18 protein-coding genes are annotated in these 17725 nt (G+C 70.5%); all 18 read left to right on the top strand.

The window, feature by feature from the left end; translation table 11 throughout:
- Positions 1-25 precede the first annotated feature (25 nt).
- A complete protein-coding gene (locus LY13_RS06895) occupies positions 26-1144 on the top strand; it encodes an NDMA-dependent alcohol dehydrogenase (protein ID WP_253827441.1) in 1119 nt (372 codons plus the stop codon).
- A 12-nt stretch (positions 1145-1156) separates the two neighbouring features.
- Complete coding sequence (locus LY13_RS06890; RefSeq protein ID WP_253827440.1) at positions 1157-1585, top strand: nuclear transport factor 2 family protein; 429 nt, start codon at positions 1157-1159, stop codon at positions 1583-1585.
- Positions 1582-2019: a nuclear transport factor 2 family protein gene (locus LY13_RS06885; protein WP_253827439.1), complete on the top strand. Its 438-nt coding sequence runs from the start codon at positions 1582-1584 to the stop codon at positions 2017-2019. Before LY13_RS06890 ends, LY13_RS06885 begins: the two co-directional genes overlap by 4 nt.
- A 78-nt stretch (positions 2020-2097) precedes the next feature.
- Positions 2098-2514, top strand: a complete 417-nt coding sequence (locus LY13_RS06880) for a nuclear transport factor 2 family protein (protein WP_253827438.1) — start codon at positions 2098-2100, stop codon at positions 2512-2514.
- A 32-nt stretch (positions 2515-2546) separates the two neighbouring features.
- Entirely contained in the window at positions 2547-4142 is a 1596-nt protein-coding gene (locus LY13_RS06875; RefSeq protein WP_253827437.1) for a class I adenylate-forming enzyme family protein, read from the top strand.
- The gene (locus tag LY13_RS06870; RefSeq protein WP_253827436.1) at positions 4135-4623 is read left to right on the top strand and encodes a hypothetical protein; all 489 of its coding nucleotides are present in this window, start codon (positions 4135-4137) and stop codon (positions 4621-4623) included. The genes LY13_RS06875 and LY13_RS06870 overlap by 8 nt, the downstream gene beginning before the upstream one ends.
- Entirely contained in the window at positions 4620-5120 is a 501-nt protein-coding gene (locus LY13_RS06865) for a MaoC family dehydratase (protein WP_253827435.1), read from the top strand. The genes LY13_RS06870 and LY13_RS06865 overlap by 4 nt, the downstream gene beginning before the upstream one ends.
- A complete protein-coding gene (locus tag LY13_RS06860) occupies positions 5113-5544 on the top strand; it encodes an acyl-CoA thioesterase (RefSeq protein WP_253827434.1) in 432 nt (143 codons plus the stop codon). Before LY13_RS06865 ends, LY13_RS06860 begins: the two co-directional genes overlap by 8 nt.
- A gap of 273 nt (positions 5545-5817) precedes the next feature.
- Positions 5818-7278: an aldehyde dehydrogenase gene (locus tag LY13_RS06855; RefSeq protein ID WP_253827433.1), complete on the top strand. Its 1461-nt coding sequence runs from the start codon at positions 5818-5820 to the stop codon at positions 7276-7278.
- A 109-nt stretch (positions 7279-7387) separates the two neighbouring features.
- Positions 7388-9067: an FAD-dependent oxidoreductase gene (locus LY13_RS06850; protein WP_253827432.1), complete on the top strand. Its 1680-nt coding sequence runs from the start codon at positions 7388-7390 to the stop codon at positions 9065-9067.
- 45 nt (positions 9068-9112) lie between these two features.
- On the top strand, positions 9113-10300 hold the full coding sequence (locus LY13_RS06845; protein WP_253827431.1) for an ABC transporter substrate-binding protein: 1188 nt from the start codon (positions 9113-9115) through the stop codon (positions 10298-10300).
- Positions 10301-10346: 46 nt separating this feature from the next.
- A complete protein-coding gene (locus LY13_RS06840) occupies positions 10347-11237 on the top strand; it encodes a branched-chain amino acid ABC transporter permease (RefSeq protein WP_253827430.1) in 891 nt (296 codons plus the stop codon).
- Entirely contained in the window at positions 11234-12154 is a 921-nt protein-coding gene (locus LY13_RS06835) for a branched-chain amino acid ABC transporter permease (RefSeq protein ID WP_253827429.1), read from the top strand. The genes LY13_RS06840 and LY13_RS06835 overlap by 4 nt, the downstream gene beginning before the upstream one ends.
- Positions 12154-12939, top strand: coding sequence for an ABC transporter ATP-binding protein (locus tag LY13_RS06830; RefSeq protein WP_253827428.1), 786 nt, complete (start codon positions 12154-12156; stop codon positions 12937-12939). The genes LY13_RS06835 and LY13_RS06830 overlap by 1 nt, the downstream gene beginning before the upstream one ends.
- Positions 12932-13660, top strand: coding sequence for an ABC transporter ATP-binding protein (locus tag LY13_RS06825; protein WP_253827427.1), 729 nt, complete (start codon positions 12932-12934; stop codon positions 13658-13660). Before LY13_RS06830 ends, LY13_RS06825 begins: the two co-directional genes overlap by 8 nt.
- Entirely contained in the window at positions 13657-15327 is a 1671-nt protein-coding gene (locus tag LY13_RS06820; RefSeq protein WP_253827426.1) for an AMP-binding protein, read from the top strand. Before LY13_RS06825 ends, LY13_RS06820 begins: the two co-directional genes overlap by 4 nt.
- Positions 15317-16087: an enoyl-CoA hydratase/isomerase family protein gene (locus LY13_RS06815; RefSeq protein ID WP_253827425.1), complete on the top strand. Its 771-nt coding sequence runs from the start codon at positions 15317-15319 to the stop codon at positions 16085-16087. Before LY13_RS06820 ends, LY13_RS06815 begins: the two co-directional genes overlap by 11 nt.
- Before the next feature lie 111 nt (positions 16088-16198).
- Positions 16199-17695, top strand: a complete 1497-nt coding sequence (locus LY13_RS06810; protein ID WP_253827424.1) for an aldehyde dehydrogenase family protein — start codon at positions 16199-16201, stop codon at positions 17693-17695.
- Positions 17696-17725 lie beyond the last annotated feature (30 nt).

Below are 17725 nucleotides of genomic sequence, written 5' to 3'. Positions count from 1 at the left end.
CCACACCGGACCGAAAGGACGATCGATGAAGACCAAGGGTGCGCTCCTGTGGGAGCCGGGAACGCAATCGGGCTGGTCGGTCGAGGAGATCGAACTCGACCCGCCGAAGAAGACCGAGGCGACGGTGAAACTCGCCGCCTCGGGTATCTGCCACAGCGACGACCACCTCGACACGGGCGACATCCCGCTCGACTGGGCTCCGATCCTCGGAGGCCACGAGGGTGCCGGGGTGGTCACGGAGGTCGGGGATCACGTGGCCGACCTGCAGGTCGGCGATCACGTCGTCTGTTCGTTCCTGCCCTCGTGCGGCACATGCTCGATGTGCGTCGCGGGCAAGGCCAACATGTGCGCGCTCGGGGCCGGTGTGCTCGCCGGTACCTCGCCCGACGGCACTCACCGTATCCACGCCCGCGGCCAGGGCGTCGGCGCGATGTCGTACCTCGGCACGTTCGCGCCCTACGTCACGGTGCCCACGGACGCACTCGTGAAGATCGACAAGGACATCCCGCTCGACAAGGCCGCGCTCATCGGATGCGGCGTTCCGACGGGGTGGGGGTCGACGATGTACGCGGCCGACCTGCAGCTCGGCGACGTCGTCGTGATCTTCGGTGTCGGCGGCGTCGGCATGAACGCGGTCCAGGGCGCCCGGCACCGCGGCGCCAAGGCGATCATCGCGGTCGACCCGGTCGACTACAAGCGGGAGCGGGCGCCGGAGTTCGGTGCCACGCACACCGCGGCCACGGCGGCGGAGGCGGCACAGCTCGTCGAGAACATGACCAACGGCCAGGGCGCCGATCGGGTGATCGTCACCGTCGGCGTCGCGTACGGGTCGATCCTCGAGCCGGCGCAGGCGATGACGCGGCGTGGCGGCGTGTTGGTGCTCACCGCGGCCGCTCCCGTCCTGCAGCGTGACGTGCAGTTCGACATGTTCACGTTCGCGATGTCGGGCAAACGGTTGCAGGGCACGCTCTACGGCTCCACCAATGCGCGCAACGACATCCCGCTGATCGCCGATCTGTACCGGCGCGACGAGATGAAGCTCGACGAGCTGGTCACGCGCACCTACGCACTGGAGGATATCAACACCGCCTTCCAGGATCTGCGCGAGGGCAAGAACATCCGCGGCGTCATCGTCTACGACTGAGGGCGGCAGGCGATGGACGAGCAGGCCGCCGCGCGGCACGAGATCATGGAACTGTCGCACCGGTACGCCCGGGGCCTCGACCGCTTCGACCCGGCGGAGGCGTTGTCGGCCTTCAGCGACGACGCCGTGTGGGACGCGACCCCGGTGGGGCTGGAGCGGTTCGAGGGCAGGGAAGCGATCCGCGGCTTCTTCGAACGGGACGCCGCCTCGGTGGCCGACCAGTTCCACCTCATCACCAACCACGTCGTCGAGTTCGACGGCCCGGACACCGCCCGCGGCACGAACTACGTGTTCTCGGAGGGACATTCGGTCTCGGGCGCGAAGTTCCGGGCGGCCGCGCTCAACGAAGACACCTATGTCCGCACCGCGGCCGGGTGGCGGATCTCCTCGCGGGTGATCTCCGCACTCACCCCGCCGGAGCTGGAGGGATTCGAGGCATGACCGCGACGGCCGACACCGACACCGGACGCAGGCTCATCACGTCCTATCTCGACGCGGTGGGAACCCTGGACGTCGCGGCGATCCCGGACCTGTTCCACGAGGACGGCGTGCTCGACATCCCGTACGCGCCGGAGGGCATCCCGACGACGTTGCAGGGCCGCGCGGCGATCGCGGAGTTCTACTCCGGCCTGCCGGACCTGGTGACGCCCATGAACTTCGCGTCGTACCGGATCAACGAGCTCGACGTGCCGGGCGAGTTCGTTGCCGAGTACACATCGGACGCCTCGGTGCGGACCACGGGGCTGCCGTACCGCAACGCCTACATCGCCAGAGTGACGGTGCGCGGCGATCGGATCGCCCGGTTCGCGGAGTTCTTCGACCCGATCCCGCTCGTCGTCGCGCTCGGAGGATCGGTCGTCCCGGCCGGGCTCTGACCGGCAGGCGGAGGGATCCGTCCCGCCCGCACCGCATGAGGAATCCGTGTCCCCACCAGAATCAGGAGGCCCGAAGACATGGGAATCGCCGACGAACGCGCCGCGATCGAGAATCTGCTCGGCGTGTACACCTTCGCCTACGACGAGAACGACATGACGGCGATGGCCGGCTGTTTCACGGCCGACGCCGTCATGTCGATGCGGGTCGCCGACGGCGACCTGATCGGCCCGTTCGAGGGCCGGGACCAGATCGTCGGCCTGATGGAGAAGTCGCTCGCGTCGCAGGACGATCAGCGGCGGCATCTGGTGTCCAACGTCGTCGTGCGTGACCTCACCGCCGACACGGCGACCGTGACCTCGTACCTGACGCTGATCTCCATCGCAGGGCAGACGCTGACCGTGCTGTCGACGGCACGGTACGAGGACGAGCTCGCCCGCGAGAACGGTTCCTGGCGGTTCGCCCGGCGGCACGTGCAGCTCGACCTGCCGTACTGACGTGGCGTGGTCCAGGACTTATCGGAGGAACCGTGGCCAATCAGGGTTTGATCCCCGCCAAGTGGGCGGCGCTGACGCCCGGCGGGCAGGCGATCTACGACGTGACCGCCGAACGGCGGCTCACGTGGAGGCAGTTCGACGAGCTCGTGCGGCGGCTGGCCAACGGTCTGCTCGCCCGTGGGCTGGCGCCGGGGGACCGGGTGGCCGTGCTGTCACGCAACTGCGTCGAGTACCAGGCGCTGTACTTCGCGGCGGGCCGCGCCGGACTGGTGCTGCAACCGCTGAACTGGCGGCTCGCCGCACCGGAGCTGGCCACCATCGTGGCCGACGCCGCACCGCGGGCGCTCGTCACCGAGGCCGAGTGGTCGGGCGTGGTCGACGACGTGTGCCGCACGGTGGACGTGCCGCACGTGCTGCGATTCGGGCCGGACGGCGACGGCGGGTTGGAAGAGCTCGTCGATGCCGCCTCGGACGAGGAACCCGCCTTCTCCGCGAAGATCGGTGACGACGACCCGTTCTTCATCCTCTACACCGGCGGCACGACGGGGCAGGCGAAAGGTGCCCTGCACTCGCACCGGAGCGCCGCCGCGGGGATGTTGAACCAGACCGTGGCCGAGCGCATCGTGCCGTCGGACGTCTACTTGCTGACCGGGCAGTTGTTCCACATTCCGGTCGTGCTCGCGATGAACTACCTCAAGCACGGCTGCCCGCTCGTGATGATGAACTTCGAGGCGAAGCGGGCGCTGGAGGTGATCGAGGCCGAACGGGTGTCGGCGCTGCTCGGCATCACCACGATGCTGAACTGGATGATGGCCGTCGACGGCTTCGAGCGGTACGACCTCTCGAGCCTGCGCAACATCCAGTACGGCGGCGGGCCGATGCCCTCGGCGATCGTGCGCCAGGCACTCGATGCGTTTCCCTGCACGCTGATCCAGGGCTACGGGCAGACCGAGGGCTCGACGATGTGCTTCCTGTCGCAGGAGGATCACGCGTCCGCGGTCGCCGGTGTCCGCCCGGAGCGGTTGCAGTCCTGCGGCCGGGAGGGCTTCGGCACGCAGGTGCGGGTGGTCGACGAGGCCGGGCGGGACGTGCCGCAGGACGGGCGCACGCCGGGCCAGATCATCGTCCGGTCCGAGGCGAACATGCTCGGCTACTGGAACCGGCCCGACCTGACCGCCGAGACGCTGCGGGGTGCCGGCACTCCCGACGGCAGGGGCATCGCCTCCCGGGGCGGCTGGATGTGGACCGGTGACATCGCGACGTGGGACGAGGACCGTTACGTCTACATCGTCGACCGGTCGAAGGACATGATCATCTCCGGCGGCGAGAACATCTTCAGCGTGCAGGTCGAGGAGGCGATCGCGCGGCATCCGGCGGTGCTGGAGTGTGCCGTGATCGGCGTGCCCGACGACGAGTGGGGCGAGTCGGTGAAGGCCGTCGTCGTGCTGAAATCGGGGCAACGGGCGACGGAGGAGGAGATCATCGAACAGGCGCGGGCACATCTGGCCGGATACCAGAAGCCGAAATCGGTCGACTTCGTGAGTGAGCTGCCGAAGGCGCCGACGGGCAAGATCCTCAAACGGGAGCTGCGCGAGCCGTACTGGGCGGGCAGGGCGCGGGATGTCTGAGCAGACGCGCGAGACGGCCGCACCGACGGCCGACGACGTCACCGCACAGATCGGCCGGGCTTTCCCCGGCGGGCGGTTCACCGTCGAACGGTGGCTTGCGTGGCTGCTGGCCGACGCGGCTCTGGAGCAGCCGGACGCGTCGGCGCCGGACGGAGCGGGTGACGAACTCGCGCATCCGCTGCTCGCGTGGACGGCGGCGACCCAGGCGATGGGTGTCACGTGGGACGAGCTGTTCGCATGGTTCGGTGCCAGTGCCGACGATGGGCCGATGTTCGGTGAGCACGAGACGGTGTGGCATGCGCCGATGCGCGTGGGCCGCACCTACCTCGTCTCCGGTGAGATCACCTCGGCCGACCGCAAGGCCGGCCGCAGCGGGGTGTTCGACGTGATCGGCTACGCGTTCCGGCTGCACGACGCGGGCAGCGGTGCCCATGTGGCCGACTGTTGGAACTCGTTGATCCTGCCGAGGAGGTCGTCGTGAGCGAGCGGCCCGAACACGGCGTGGCGGCCTTCCCGGGAGCCGTGGCTCGTCGCGGCGAGCCGGTCACGCCGGGCATGCGGCTGCCGGAGTGGGAGGTGGCCGAGGTCGGCGCCGAGAAGATGAAGACCACGGCGGCGCTGCTGCGTGATCCCACGCCGATCCATTGGGACACCGCGGCTCTGCGGGAGCTCGGCATGGGCGACCGGGCGATCAACCAGGGGCCGCTGAACATGGCGTACGTGATGAACATGCTGGCCGGGTTCGCGGGCGGGCACGACCGGGTGCGCAGGCTGCGCGTGCGCTTCCGCGGCACCGTGCGCGCGGGGGACCGTCTGCGGGCGGGCGGAGTCGTCACCGGCGTGCGCACCCGGAAGGACGAGCCGGGCGGGGAGACGCTGTGCGACTGCGACATCGAACTGTCCGTCGTGGACGGCGACACGGTGCTGACGGGCACCGCGACCGTGGCGCTGCCGGAGGAGGGGAGCGACGATGAGTGACCGGGACCGGCTGGCGTTCCAGCTCAGTTACGGGGACTGCGACGCGATGGGCATCGCGTACTTCGCCCTCTACTATCCGTGGATGGAGCGCACGTATACGTCGTGGTTGTACTCGCACGGCCTGCGCAGCGGGGATCTCGAACCGGACCTGGGGATCGTGACGGTCGGCGTGAGCTCGGGTGCGACCTACCACCGTACGGCGAAGGTGTTCGACGAGCTCGTCTGCCAGGCGGTGCTCGACCGGATCGGCACCTCGTCGTACACGGTCGGCTACGAGTTCACGTGCGACGACGAGCTCGTCACGCGGGGACAGATGACCTATGCGTGCCGCGATGCGGCGTTCGCGAAGACGCCCGTGCCGGGGCGGCTCGCGGGCATCCTGCGGACGTTGCCGTCGCCGCGGTTCGACGTGACTTCGACGTGACGTAGCCGTTGCGACGGGAGCCGACCGGGTTCTCGATCCCGGTCGGGACCACGCCGCCGCGGAGGGGAGTTTCTCCCCGTCGCGGCGGCGTTTTCGTGTGCCGTCCACGACGTCCCGGGTCCCGTGTCGGCGATGGACACGGCCCGTAATTCATGACAATAAATCCTATGAAAGGCATTGACTTGGACCTGGCCGCGGGTCAAGGTTGTTAGCGACGTCACCGCGCGCCGACGCCGGTGACGGCCAGGTTCGGTACCGCAAAGGAGCGCGTCCATGACCTCGACGATGCACGCACCCGAGACCGTGCGGAGCTTTTCGAAGCTGTTCATCGGCGGCCGATGGGTCGAACCGGCGGGCGAGGGCGTCATCGACGTCGTGTCGCCGGTGACCGAGGAGCGCCTCGCGACGGTGCCGGACCCGACGGCGGCCGATGTCGACGCCGCTGTGGCCGCGGCGCGGACAGCGTTCGACGACGGACCGTGGCCCCGCATGACGCCCGCGGAGCGTGCCGAGGTGCTCCGCAGGGTCGGCGCCGAGGTCGAGAAGCGCTTCGGTGACATGGCTGCCTCGTTCACCGCGGAGATCGGCGCCCCGTCCGCGGTGAGCGAGGCGTTCCACCAGAACGCGCTCAAGATGTGGGCCGACGCGTCGACTCTCCACGAGCGGTTCGAGTTCGAGGAGGAGCGGTCCTGGGAGGGCGGCCACGGGGTGCTGGTCCGCGAACCGGTCGGCGTCGTCGCCACGATCATCCCGTGGAACGGACCGGTGGCGACGGCGTCGCTGAAGATCGGCCCCGCGCTGGCCGCGGGCTGCACGGTCGTGCTCAAGCCCGCCCCGGAAGGGCCGGTGAGCCTGTACCTGCTGGCCGAGGCGCTGGAGGCGGCGGGACTGCCCGAGGGCGTGATCAGTGTGCTGCCCGGCGGCCGCGAGGTCGGCGAGCACCTGGTGACCCATCCCGGCGTCGACAAGGTCGCGTTCACCGGAAGCACCGCCGCGGGCAGGCGGATCATGAGCCTGTGCGGCGAGCGGATCACGCGCGTGACGCTCGAACTGGGCGGGAAGTCGGCCGCGATCATCGCCGACGACGTGCCGCTCGACGAGGTGCTGCCAACACTGGCGTTCGCCGGCATCGGCCACTCCGGCCAGGTGTGTGCGGCGCTGACGCGCATCCTCGTGCCACGCGAGCGCCAGGAGGAGTTGCTCTCGGCGCTGGTGCCGATGTTCGAAGGTCTCCGGGTCGGCGATCCGGCCGACGGCGACACCGTGCTCGGCCCGCTCGCCGCCGAGCGGCAGCGGGACCGGGTGGAGGGGTACATCAGGCTCGGCATCGAGGAGGGGGCACGGCTCGTCACCGGTGGCGGTAGGCCCGAGGGTCTGGACCGCGGCTGGTTCGTCGAGCCGACCGTGTTCGCCGACGTGCGCAACGACATGCGCATCGCGCAGGAGGAGATCTTCGGACCGGTCCTCTGCGTCATCCCGTTCGACGACGTCGACGAGGCCGTTGCGCTGGCCAACGACTCGGACTACGGCCTCTCCGGAGCGGTGTACGCCCGAGACGCTGCCGAGGGGGAGCGGATCGCCCGCCGCATCCGCAGCGGCCAGGTGTCGGTCAACGGGTGGGACATGTGCGTGGTGCAGCCGTTCGGCGGCTACAAGCAGTCGGGCCTCGGCCGGGAGGGCAACGTCGAAGGCCTCGGTGCCTATCTCGAGACGAAGTTGATCCAGCGCCCGTGACCCTGCGGTACCGGGAAGCGGCGACGGACCGCCGGGTCGTGCGGACACTGCCGCGGCCTCGGTGCCGGTGCACTGCGACCCCCACTTCGCGAAAGGACGGACGAGGCGGATGGCTGATGCGAACGAACCGGTGATCGTCGTGGGCGCCGGATTGGCCGGGTTGGCCACGGCGCTCGGTGCCGCGGTACGCGCCCGCGACGTGATCGTGTTCGAGGCGGCAGACCTGGTGGGCGGCGCGGCCGCCTACTCGGGTGGTCAGGTGTGGATCGGCGCCAACCCGGTCGCCGCGCGGGACGGCATCGAGGACTCGCTCGAGCTCACCGAGACCTACGTCCGTGCCATCGCCCACGACGCTCCCGAGGTACTCGACGAGAAGGCGATGCTGCGCTGGATCCGGACCGGCCCGGACGCGATCCGCTACTGGGAGGACCTCGGTGCGATCCGCTGGAGGGTCATTCCGGGGCTCGCCGACTACCACAACGAGGCCGACGGCGCGCTGCCCGTGGGCAGGTACCTCACGGGCGAGGTGATCGACGGCGGCGTGCTCGGCGCATGGCGCGACAAACTCCGCGTCAGCCCGTACTTCCCGGTCGGCACGACCTACGACGAACTCATGGAGAAGGGGCGCCGCGCGACCTATGTGGACTCGGAGGAGTCCGGACCCGGGAAGTCGGACCATGCGGGAGTGCCCGCGTTCGGCATCGCCGACGGCCGCGAGTTCGATGCGACCGAGGGATCGGACCCCCTGACGTTCGGGACCGGCGTCGTGGCGAGCTTCCTGCGCCGCGTGCTGCAGGAGGACCGGATCGAGATCCGGCGCTCCCACCGGGTGACCGAGCTGCTGACCGACGCCGATCGGGTCGCCGGCGTGCGCGCCGACGGTCCCGACGGTCCGGTGGAGGTGCGCGGCCCGGTCGTGCTGGCGACGAGCACCTACGACTGGGACTCCGACCTGGTCCGCGAGATGGTCGACCTCGAACCGGAGGACTTCGGGAGCGTCGCGCCCGAGTCGCTGCGCGGGGACGGCATCACACTCGCCCGCGGTGTGGGCGCCGACATCGCGAAGATCCCGGCCACGAGCGTGCCGATGCTGCCGGGGTGGCGGTCCCAGGTCGGCACCGGCTACGGCTACGGGCCCGAGTACGCCATGCCGCACACGATGATCGTCGACGCGGCGGGAAACCGGTTCTGCAACGACTCCTACTGGGTCGACATCGTCGCCAAGACACTCGCCCCTGGTGACCGGCACCTGCCGTTCTTCCTCGTGTGGGACGACCAGCACCGGCGGAAGTACGGCCTCGCCGCCACCCCGCCGGGCGGCGAGTATCCCGACGGGTGGGTCACGTCGGCCCCGACCCTCGCGGCGCTCGGTGAGCAGCTCGGCATCGACGGGGCGCAGCTGACCAGGACGGCCGAGCGATTCAACCACCACGCCGCCCGGGGCGAGGACCCCGACTTCGGCCGCGGAACCGTCACCTACGTCAACAAGTTCGCGGGCGATCCGGCCAACGCTCCGAGCCCGGTCCTCGGCCCGCTGACCGAGGCACCCTTCCACGGGCTGCGGCTCAAATTCGTGGGCACGGGCATCGGGTCCAGCGGCGTGCACATCGACGGGGACGGGCGAGTGCTCGACCCCGGTGGCGCCGTGATCGACGGGCTCTACGCCGTGGGCTCGTGCGCCGCGCTGACCACGACCGGCACCGGCTACAACAGCGGGTTCGCCCTCGGCCGCGGCGTGACGTTGGCCTACCTCGTCGCAGGCGAGCTGGGCGGCGATCCGATCCCGTAGCTCTCCGGAACGGACATCCCCACCGACACAGGCAGGAGGACGAGCATGCGGGTTCCCCACCGGTGGCGCCGGCTGCGGCGCGCCACCGCATGCGCCCTCGTGGCCGTCGCCGCGGTCGTGATGAGCGGCTGCGACGCGGCGCAGGGCGGCATCGCCACGCAGGAAGGTATTCCGAAGGAGATCAGACTGCTCGGCGTGCGTGACCAGACCGGACCGGTGGCCTACGCCGGCATCGGCGGCGCCCGCGGCGGCAAGCTCGCGATCTCCGAGATCAACCGCTCCGGTTTTCTCGGTGAGGGCGTGAAGCTGACCATCGAGGAGATCGACACCGCCGGGTCGATCGAGACGGCGTCGGCCGAGATGGCGCAGGCGACCGCCGACCGGACCGTGCACGCGATCATGGGACCGACCCAGGGACAGCAGGCCGCGACGGTCGCGCCGATGGTGGAACGCGCCCAGGTGCCGACGATCTTCACGCAGGCCGGTTCCGACGGCGTGGTCATCAACGACTACACGTTCCGGGCGACGGCCCCGATGGCGTCGTACTACCACCTGGCGACCGAATACCTCGCCGAGAAGCGGCTCCGCGACGTCAGCGTGCTGTACAACGCGACGTATCCGACGTTCGCGGAGATCGGCGAGGGCTCGTTCCCGAAACAGGCCGATCGCCACGGGCTGAACATCGTGTCCAGCACTCCGGTCCAGTCGACCACGCAGGACTTCACGACCCCCGTGCGGTCGATCGCGGGCGAGGACCCGGACGCGGTCGTGATGCTGCTGACCGAACCGCAGTCGGTCACCGCGCTGACACAGCTGCGCCAGGCAGGCTACGACGGCCAGGTCATGGGGACGTCGGTGCAGGGCGGCGGCAACCTGACGGAGGCGGGCAAACACGGCGAAGGCGTGATCTACCCGACCGACTTCTCCCCGGCGCTGACAAGCGAGAAGGCCCGGGACTTCGTGGCGGCGTTCCGGGAACGGTTCGGGCGGAAGCCGGACGTCTACGCCGCCGAGGGTTACGACGGCATGTGGTGGCTGGCGCGGGCGATCAAGGAGTCCGGGTCGGCGAGTCGCGAGGGCATCAAGCGCGGACTGCAGCAGGTCGCGAAGGACGGCTTCGAGGGAGTGATGGGCGAGCTCACCTTCGAGGGCAACGACATGCGGGTGCCGGGTGTGCTCGTGCGCTGGAACGGCACCAGCGAGGAGCTCGTGTCGGACGGCGGTGCGTCATGACCGGCCGCAGCGGACTCGACCCCTACGCCGGAGGGAGGTGCCGGCCGTGGCACAGCACATCCTGAACGCCGTGGCCCTGGGCTCGGTGTACCTTGTGTTCGCGCTCGGCATGGCGCTGGCGTGGAGCACGATCGGGATCCTGAACTTCGCCCACGGTGCGACGTTCATGTTCTCGGCGTTCACCGCCCACGTGGTGACCCAGCACGTCGCGATGCCGATGCCTGCCGTGGTGCTGGTCGCCGTCGCGGCGGGTGCGCTCATCGCGACGTTGACCCAGGTGCTCGCGTTCGGGCCGATCATGCGCAAGGCCACCGACCACCGGTCGGCGGAGCTGCGCATCCTCATCGGCGGGATCGGTGTCGCCGCCATTCCCCTGGCGATCGCCGAGCGGGTGACGGCGAGCGCGCCGTTCGGATTCCGGGGCAGTACCTATCAGGCGCAGGTGTTCGAGGTCCTCGGACTGCGGATGACGACGACCGTGCTGGTGATCGTCGTCGCCGGCATCGGTATCGGCGTCGGCGTGTGGCGCTGGCTGGCGACGTCGCGGCAGGGACTGGCCCTGCGGGCCATCGGTGTCGACTCCGAGACGGCCTCGTTGATGGGTGTCGACCGGTCGACGCTCGCGCTCGGCACGATGGCGACGTCGGGAGCCCTCGCGGGGCTCGCCGGAGCGCTGCTGACGTTCCAGCTCGGCGCGATCTCGCCCGCGAGCGGCGACCAGTTGCTCATCAAGGCGTTCGCGATCGTCGTACTCGGCGGTCTCGGCAGCATGGGCGGCGTCATCGTGGGCGCGTTCGTACTCGCGGGAGCGGAGACGTTCGTCTTGGCGATGAACCAGGGAACCTGGGTGGACGCCGTCTCCTTCGGACTGATCTTCGTCGTGCTGCTGCTGCGCCCGCAGGGCCTGTTCGGCAGGAAGGAGGTGCGGCGAACATGATCGACTGGTACTTCTCCCACATCGTGCTCATCCAGAGCACGCTGACAACGTTGCTGCTGGCGCTGAGCGTGCAGGTCCCGCTGCGCGCCGGGGTGTTCTCGTTCGCCGGCGTCGGCTGCTACGGCATCGGCGGCTACATCGCGGCGATCGGCATGGTCCATTACGGACTGTCGACCGCGACGGCGATCCTCCTGGCCGCCGTCGCGGGCGGGGTCGTGGCGTACACGCTCGGCCTGCTGATCCAGCGGCTCACCGGGTTGTACCTGGCGATGGCGACCGTGGCGTTCACGCTGATCATCTCGGTTCTCGTGGTCAACGGCGGCGACCTCACCGGTGGTGCGGCGGGGCTGTTCGGCGCACTCGGGATGCTCGACACGGGGCACCTGCTCGCCGTCGCCGCCGTGGTCGTCGCGGGGCTGACGTTCACCGAGATCGGCCCGCTGGGACGTCGCGTCGAGGCGGTCCGGGAGGATCCCGAGCTGGCCGCGGCGATGGGCATCGACGTCGCTCGGTACCGGCGCGCCACGTTCGCCGTCAGCGGAGTGCTCGGCGGGCTGTCCGGATCGATGACCGTGCTGTTGCGGTCGACGGTGACCCCGGACGACATCAACTTCCACCTCGTCGTGCTGGCGCTGACGATCATCATCGTCGGCGGATCGCGCTCCTGGATCGGTGCGCTCGTCGGCACGGTGATCTTCGTGTGGATGCCCGAGGTGCTGGCGTTCGTGGGCGAATGGGAGGACGTCGTGTACGGCGTGCTCGTCGCCGCGGCCGCGGTGTACCTGCCCGGCGGCGTCACCGGTGCCGCCGTGGACGGCTACCGGAAGTACCGCAGGAAACGACGGGAGGCGGCCGACACGCCGCCGGACGGGCCGTCACCGCACCCCGCGGCGGCCGGCGTGGGAGGTGATTCGTGATGGCATCGGCCGCGATCGAGGACGCCGCCGGCACGGCCCCGGCGAAGAGTGTCCTGCGCGCCGACGACGTGGCCGTCCACTTCGGAGGTGTGAAGGCGGTCGACGGCGTGTCGATCGCACTGACCCCGGGACGGATCTTCGGCGTCCTCGGGCCGAACGGTTCGGGCAAGAGCACACTGCTGGCGGCACTGACCCGGCTCGTCCCGCTCACGCGGGGCAGTCTCGAGTTCGACGGCAGGCGCTACGACACGGTGCGGCCGCACACGATCGCCGCGCGCGGTGTGGCGCGGACGTTCCAGACGGTGCGGATCCTGCCCGGCCGCACCGTGTTCGACAACGTCGCGCTCGGTGCGGAGTCAGCAGGCGCGGCGCGCAAGGCCGAACGCAGCCGGGCCCGGCAACGGGTACGCGTCGCCATCGAGCGCACGGGGCTGGCGGGCAAGGAACGGCACCGCCCGGACGAGCTGTCGTACGGCTACCAGCGGCGCGTGGAGATCGCCCGCGCGATTGCGAGCGAACCGACGCTGTTGCTGCTGGACGAGCCGACGGCGGGCATGAACCGGCAGGAACGCGACGACATCACGGGTCTGCTCGGCGACCTGCGCGGCGAGGGGCTGACCCAGCTGCTCATCGAGCACGACGTGCAGATGATGGTCGAGGCCTGCGACCACCTGTTCGCCATGAACTTCGGGGAGCTGATCGCCGACGGCGAGCCCGAGGCGGTCGTGCGGCACCCGGCCGTGCAGGAGGCTTACCTGGGAAAGCAGGGGAGGGCACATGCTTGACGTCTCCGAACTGCACGTCCGTTACGGGCCGGTGCACGCGGTCCGCGGGGTGTCGCTACTGGCGGAGGCCGGCCGGATCACGCTCGTGCTCGGCGCGAACGGTGCGGGCAAGTCGACGAGCCTGCGCGCGATCTGCGGTCTGCAGCCCGCGGGTGGTGGTTCGGTGCGCCTGGACGGTGCGGAGCTGCTCGGGAAGCGGCCCCACCGGATCGTGCGGGACGGCGTCAGTCTCGTCCCGGAGGGCAGGCGCATCTTCGCGCCGTTGTCGGTGGGCGAGAACCTCCGCATCGGCGGGTACACGGCGGGCCGGTCACGGGTCGCCGCCCTCGCCGACGGGGTGTACGACCGGTTTCCGATTCTCGCGGAGCGCCGGGACATGCCCGCGGGCCTGCTGTCGGGTGGTGAGCAGCAGATGCTGGCGTTCGGCAGGGCGTTGATGGCGCAGCCGCGGGTGATGCTGCTCGACGAACCGTCCATGGGTCTGGCCCCGGGCATGGTCGACACGGTGCTGGACCGGGTCCGTGCCATCGCCGATTCCGGCATCGGTGTGCTGATGGTCGAGCAGAACGTCGACGCGGGCCTGGCGGTCGCCGACACGGTGTCGATCGTGGCGCGGGGCGAGGTCGTCCGCAGTGGTGACGCCGAGGAGCTACGACGGGACGCGTCGGTGGTGCACGCACTGCTCGGGGACGCGGCGCTCGCCGAGGAGGGTACGGCATGACCGCCTCCACCCGGCCCGCCGAACACCCTGCGGCCGCCGACTCCGCCGCGCGCCCACGGACGGCCGCACGCACCCTGGGCGACTGGCTCGCGGAGGCCGCCGCGGCGGCGCCCGCGGGCGCCGGCGTGCGGATCGAGGACGACCGCATCGGCTACCGCGAGCTGGACACCCGGGCCGACCGGGTCGCGGCCGGGTTCGCGGAACTCGGCATCGGCCGCAGCGAACGGGTGTGTGTCGTGCTGGACGCGTGCCCCGAGTTCCTCACGGTGTGGTTCGGCCTGGCCCGGCGCGGCATCGTGGAGGTGCCGCTGAACCCGGAGGCGGGTGCGTACCTGCTGAGCTACTACCTGGCCGACTCCGGTGCCGCCGCCGTGGTGTGCGGCGCCCGTTACGCGGCTGCCGTGCGCGAGTGCCTGCCGGATTCCGTGCGCCACGTCGTCGTGGTCGGCGGGGACGTCGACGGGGGCGACCCGGGCGACGGCTCCGTCGACGCGGCACCGTGGCCGGAAGGGGTCACCCGCCACCGGTTGTCCGATGTGGAGGAATCGGGCGCGACGGCGGGGCCTGAACCGGCCGCGGTGTCGCCGGGCGACCCCGCGGTGATCCTGTACACGTCCGGGACGACCGGGCCGCCGAAAGGCGTGGTGCTGAGCCATCAGGCCAATGTGAATCTCGCCCGGCACACGGTGACGCTCATGGGATACACGCCCGACGACCGGCTCTACAGCGTGTTCCCCCTGTTCCACAGCAACGCCCGATACTGCAGTGTCATGGCCGCGCTCGAGGCGGGCGCGGACCTGGTGCTGCACCGGCGGTTCTCGGCGAGTCGATTCTGGGACGTCTGCCGGGAACACGGCATCACCGCGTTCAACTATCAGGGCGCGATGATGAGCATCCTGTTCACGCAGCCGCCGCGGCCCGACGACGTCGACAACCCCGTGCGGGCAGCGTTCGGCGCGCCGTGTCCGCAGGAGATCTTCCCGGCCTTCGAGGAACGGTTCGGCCTTCGGCTCACCGAGATCTTCGGCAGCACCGAGGTGTCGATCGTCACCGACATGCCACCGCAGCGGCGCCGGATCGGCACGTCGGGACAGGCGTCGGCCAACTACGAGGTGGCGGTCGTGGACGAACGCGACGAACCGCTGCCGCCCGGGCGGGCGGGCGAGATCGTCGCCCGCCCGCGCAGGCCCGGGTGGATGTTCGACGGCTACCACGGCATGCCCGCCGAAACGGCCCGCAGCTGGCGCAACCTGTGGTTCCACACCGGCGATCGCGGCTACCTCGACGAGGACGGCTATCTGACGTTCGTCGACCGGCTCAAGGACACGGTGCGGCGGCGCGGCGAGAACGTCTCGTCGTGGGAGGTCGAACGCGTCGTGGCCGAGCACCCGTCGGTGGCGGGCGTCGCGGCGTACGGCGTTCCGTCGGCGCTGTCCGAGGAGGACGTGATGATCGCGGTGGTGCCCGCCGACGGGGCGAGGGTGGACCCGGCCGCGCTGCTCCGGCACTGCGAGGGGCGGCTGACGTCGTTCGCCGTCCCGCGATACGTACGGGTGGTCGAGGCGTTGCCGCTCACGCCGAGTCAGCGGGTGGAGAAGTACAAGCTGCGGGCCGACGGCGTGCCGCCGGGCACGTTCGACCGGGAGGCGGGCCACGATGGCCGTTGAGCTCACCCGGTTCGAGCGCACCGAACCGCGGCCCGGCGTGGTCGTGCTGACGATGGCGCGTCCCGAGAAGCTCAACGCGATGGACCAGCCGTGGTTCCGGGAGCTGCGGGACGTAATGGAGACGTTCGGCCATGGCGACGAGGACCACGTGCGGGCGGTCGTGCTGACCGGATCGGGCCGGGCGTTCTCCGCGGGTGGCGACATCGACATGTTCGCAGGCCTGGACGGGGACGTCGCGCGGGTACGGTCTCACCTGCGGCTCGTGTACGACGCGTTCCACGCCGTGGAACGGTGCGCGGTGCCGGTGATCGCCGCGGTGAACGGCATCGCCTACGGCGGCGGCACCGAACTGGCGCTCGCGAGCGACGTGGTGCTCGCGGGGGAGTCGGCGCGGTTCGCGTTCAAGGAACCGACCGTCGGGCTGATGCCGGGTTACGGCATCGTGCGCGGTCCCGACGTCCTCGGCAGGCACTGGACGCGTTATCTCGCGTTGAGCGGCAGGGACGTCGATGTCGCACGGGCCGAGCGCATCGGCCTGGTGCAGGAGGTGCATCCCGACGGCGAGCTGTGCGAGCGGGCCGTGGAACTGGCGGGTGACATGGCGGCGCACCCGCCGCTCGCGGTGCGGGTCGGCAAGGCGTTCGTCAACCGTGACACGGCGGGCGGTTTCGCCGAGTCGGTGGAGGCGACCGCGCTGCTGTTCGACACCGACGACCACAGGGACGCGGTGCGGACGTTCCGGGCCGCCCGTGGCAGGTGATGGACCCGTACCCGAAGTTTTCCGGCAACACAACAACTGTCGCACTGCCGCACGGGGTGCCTACGATCCTCCAGCGGTCAGCGGCGAGTCAACGAGGACGAAGGAGCCGGCATGAGTGGCCTGGACACGCGAAGTAAGAGCACCTACATCGACGGCGCGTGGCGCGACGGGGAGTCCAGCGAGACCTACACCTCGTGGAGCCCGTCGACCGAGCAGGCGGTCGGCACCGCGCAGCTGAGTTCGCCGGAGCAGGTGGACGCCGCGGTCGCGAGCGCGCGGGCCGCGTTCGAGGGCGACGCCTGGCGCGCGTACGGGCCGAAGGACCGCGCGCGCGTGGTGAGCCGGCTGGCCGACCTGCTCGAGAAGAACACCGAACCGCTGGCGCGGCTGATCGCCGACGAGGTCGGCACGCCCATCGGGGCCGCCCGCGGCATGCAGGTCGGCGGGCCGGTCGAGGCGTTGCGGTGGTACGCAGAGATGGCCGAACGGGGACCGCGCGGCGGGTACTCGCACGCGCTGCCGCTCTACGACAAGCCCGTGCTGTCGACGAGTCTGTTGCGCTACGAACCGGCGGGCGTGCTGGCCGCGCTGCCTGCGTACAACTATCCGATCAACCTGCTCGCTTGGAAGCTCGGCGGGGCCCTCGCAAGCGGGTGCACCACCGTGGTGCTGCCGTCGCCGCAGGGTATGCAGACGACACTGCGCGTGTTCGAGCTGATCGAGGAACTCGACCTGCCGCCGGGCGTGGTGAACCTCGTCGTCGGCGGTCCGGAGGTGGGTAAGCGGCTCACCGGGCACCCCGACGTGAACCTCGTGTCGTTCACCGGTTCCGACGCGGTGGGCGGGCAGGTCATAGCGCAGTCGGCGCTCGGATCGCTGTCGAAGGCCGTGCTCGAACTCGGCGGCAAGAGCCCCAACATCATCCTGCCCGGTGCGGACCTGGATTCGACGGTCGGCCCGTCGATCCTGCGGTTCGCGCGCAACGCGGGCCAGGGTTGCGCGGCGTGGAGCCGGGTGCTCGTGCCCCGGGACCGCCTCGACGAGTTCTGCGAGAAGGCCGACGCGTTCATCGAGACGATCGCCGTCGGCGACCCGCAGGCCGACGAGACGGTCGTCGGACCGGTGATCTCGGCAGAACACCGGGCGAAGGTCGAGGGCATGGTGTCCGACGCCGTCGCTGCCGGCGCCACGGTGTCCGCAGGCGGCGGGCGGCCGAACCTGCCGGCCGGTCACTACCTCAATCCGGCGATCCTCACCGACGTCGACGTCGACGCGCCGATCGCACAGACCGAACTGTTCGCCCCGATCGCCATCGCGTTGCCGTATTCCGACGTGGACGAGGCGGTGCGGATCGCCAACGCGACGTCGTACGGCCTGGCCGCCAACGTCTTCGGCCCGCTGGACGAGGCGATGCCCGTGGCCGAACGAGTGCGGTCCGGAACGGTGACGATCAACGGTGGGGCCGGCATGCGCCCGGACGCGCCGTGGGGTGGGCCCGGCCGCAGCGGCGTCGGCCGCGAACTCGGTGAGGACGGCTTCGCCGAGTTCTTCGAGGTCAAACACATCCAGTGGCCGCTCGCAGGCGTGACCCGTCCGCCGGGGACCTGATCGCCGCCGACACCGGAATTTCCACAGTGG

Source organism: Prauserella aidingensis (genome assembly GCF_024171865.1).
GTDB lineage: Bacteria > Actinomycetota > Actinomycetes > Mycobacteriales > Pseudonocardiaceae > Prauserella > Prauserella aidingensis.
Note: the sequence above shows the minus strand (reverse complement) of the source record. Positions and strands in the feature narration are given on the sequence as shown.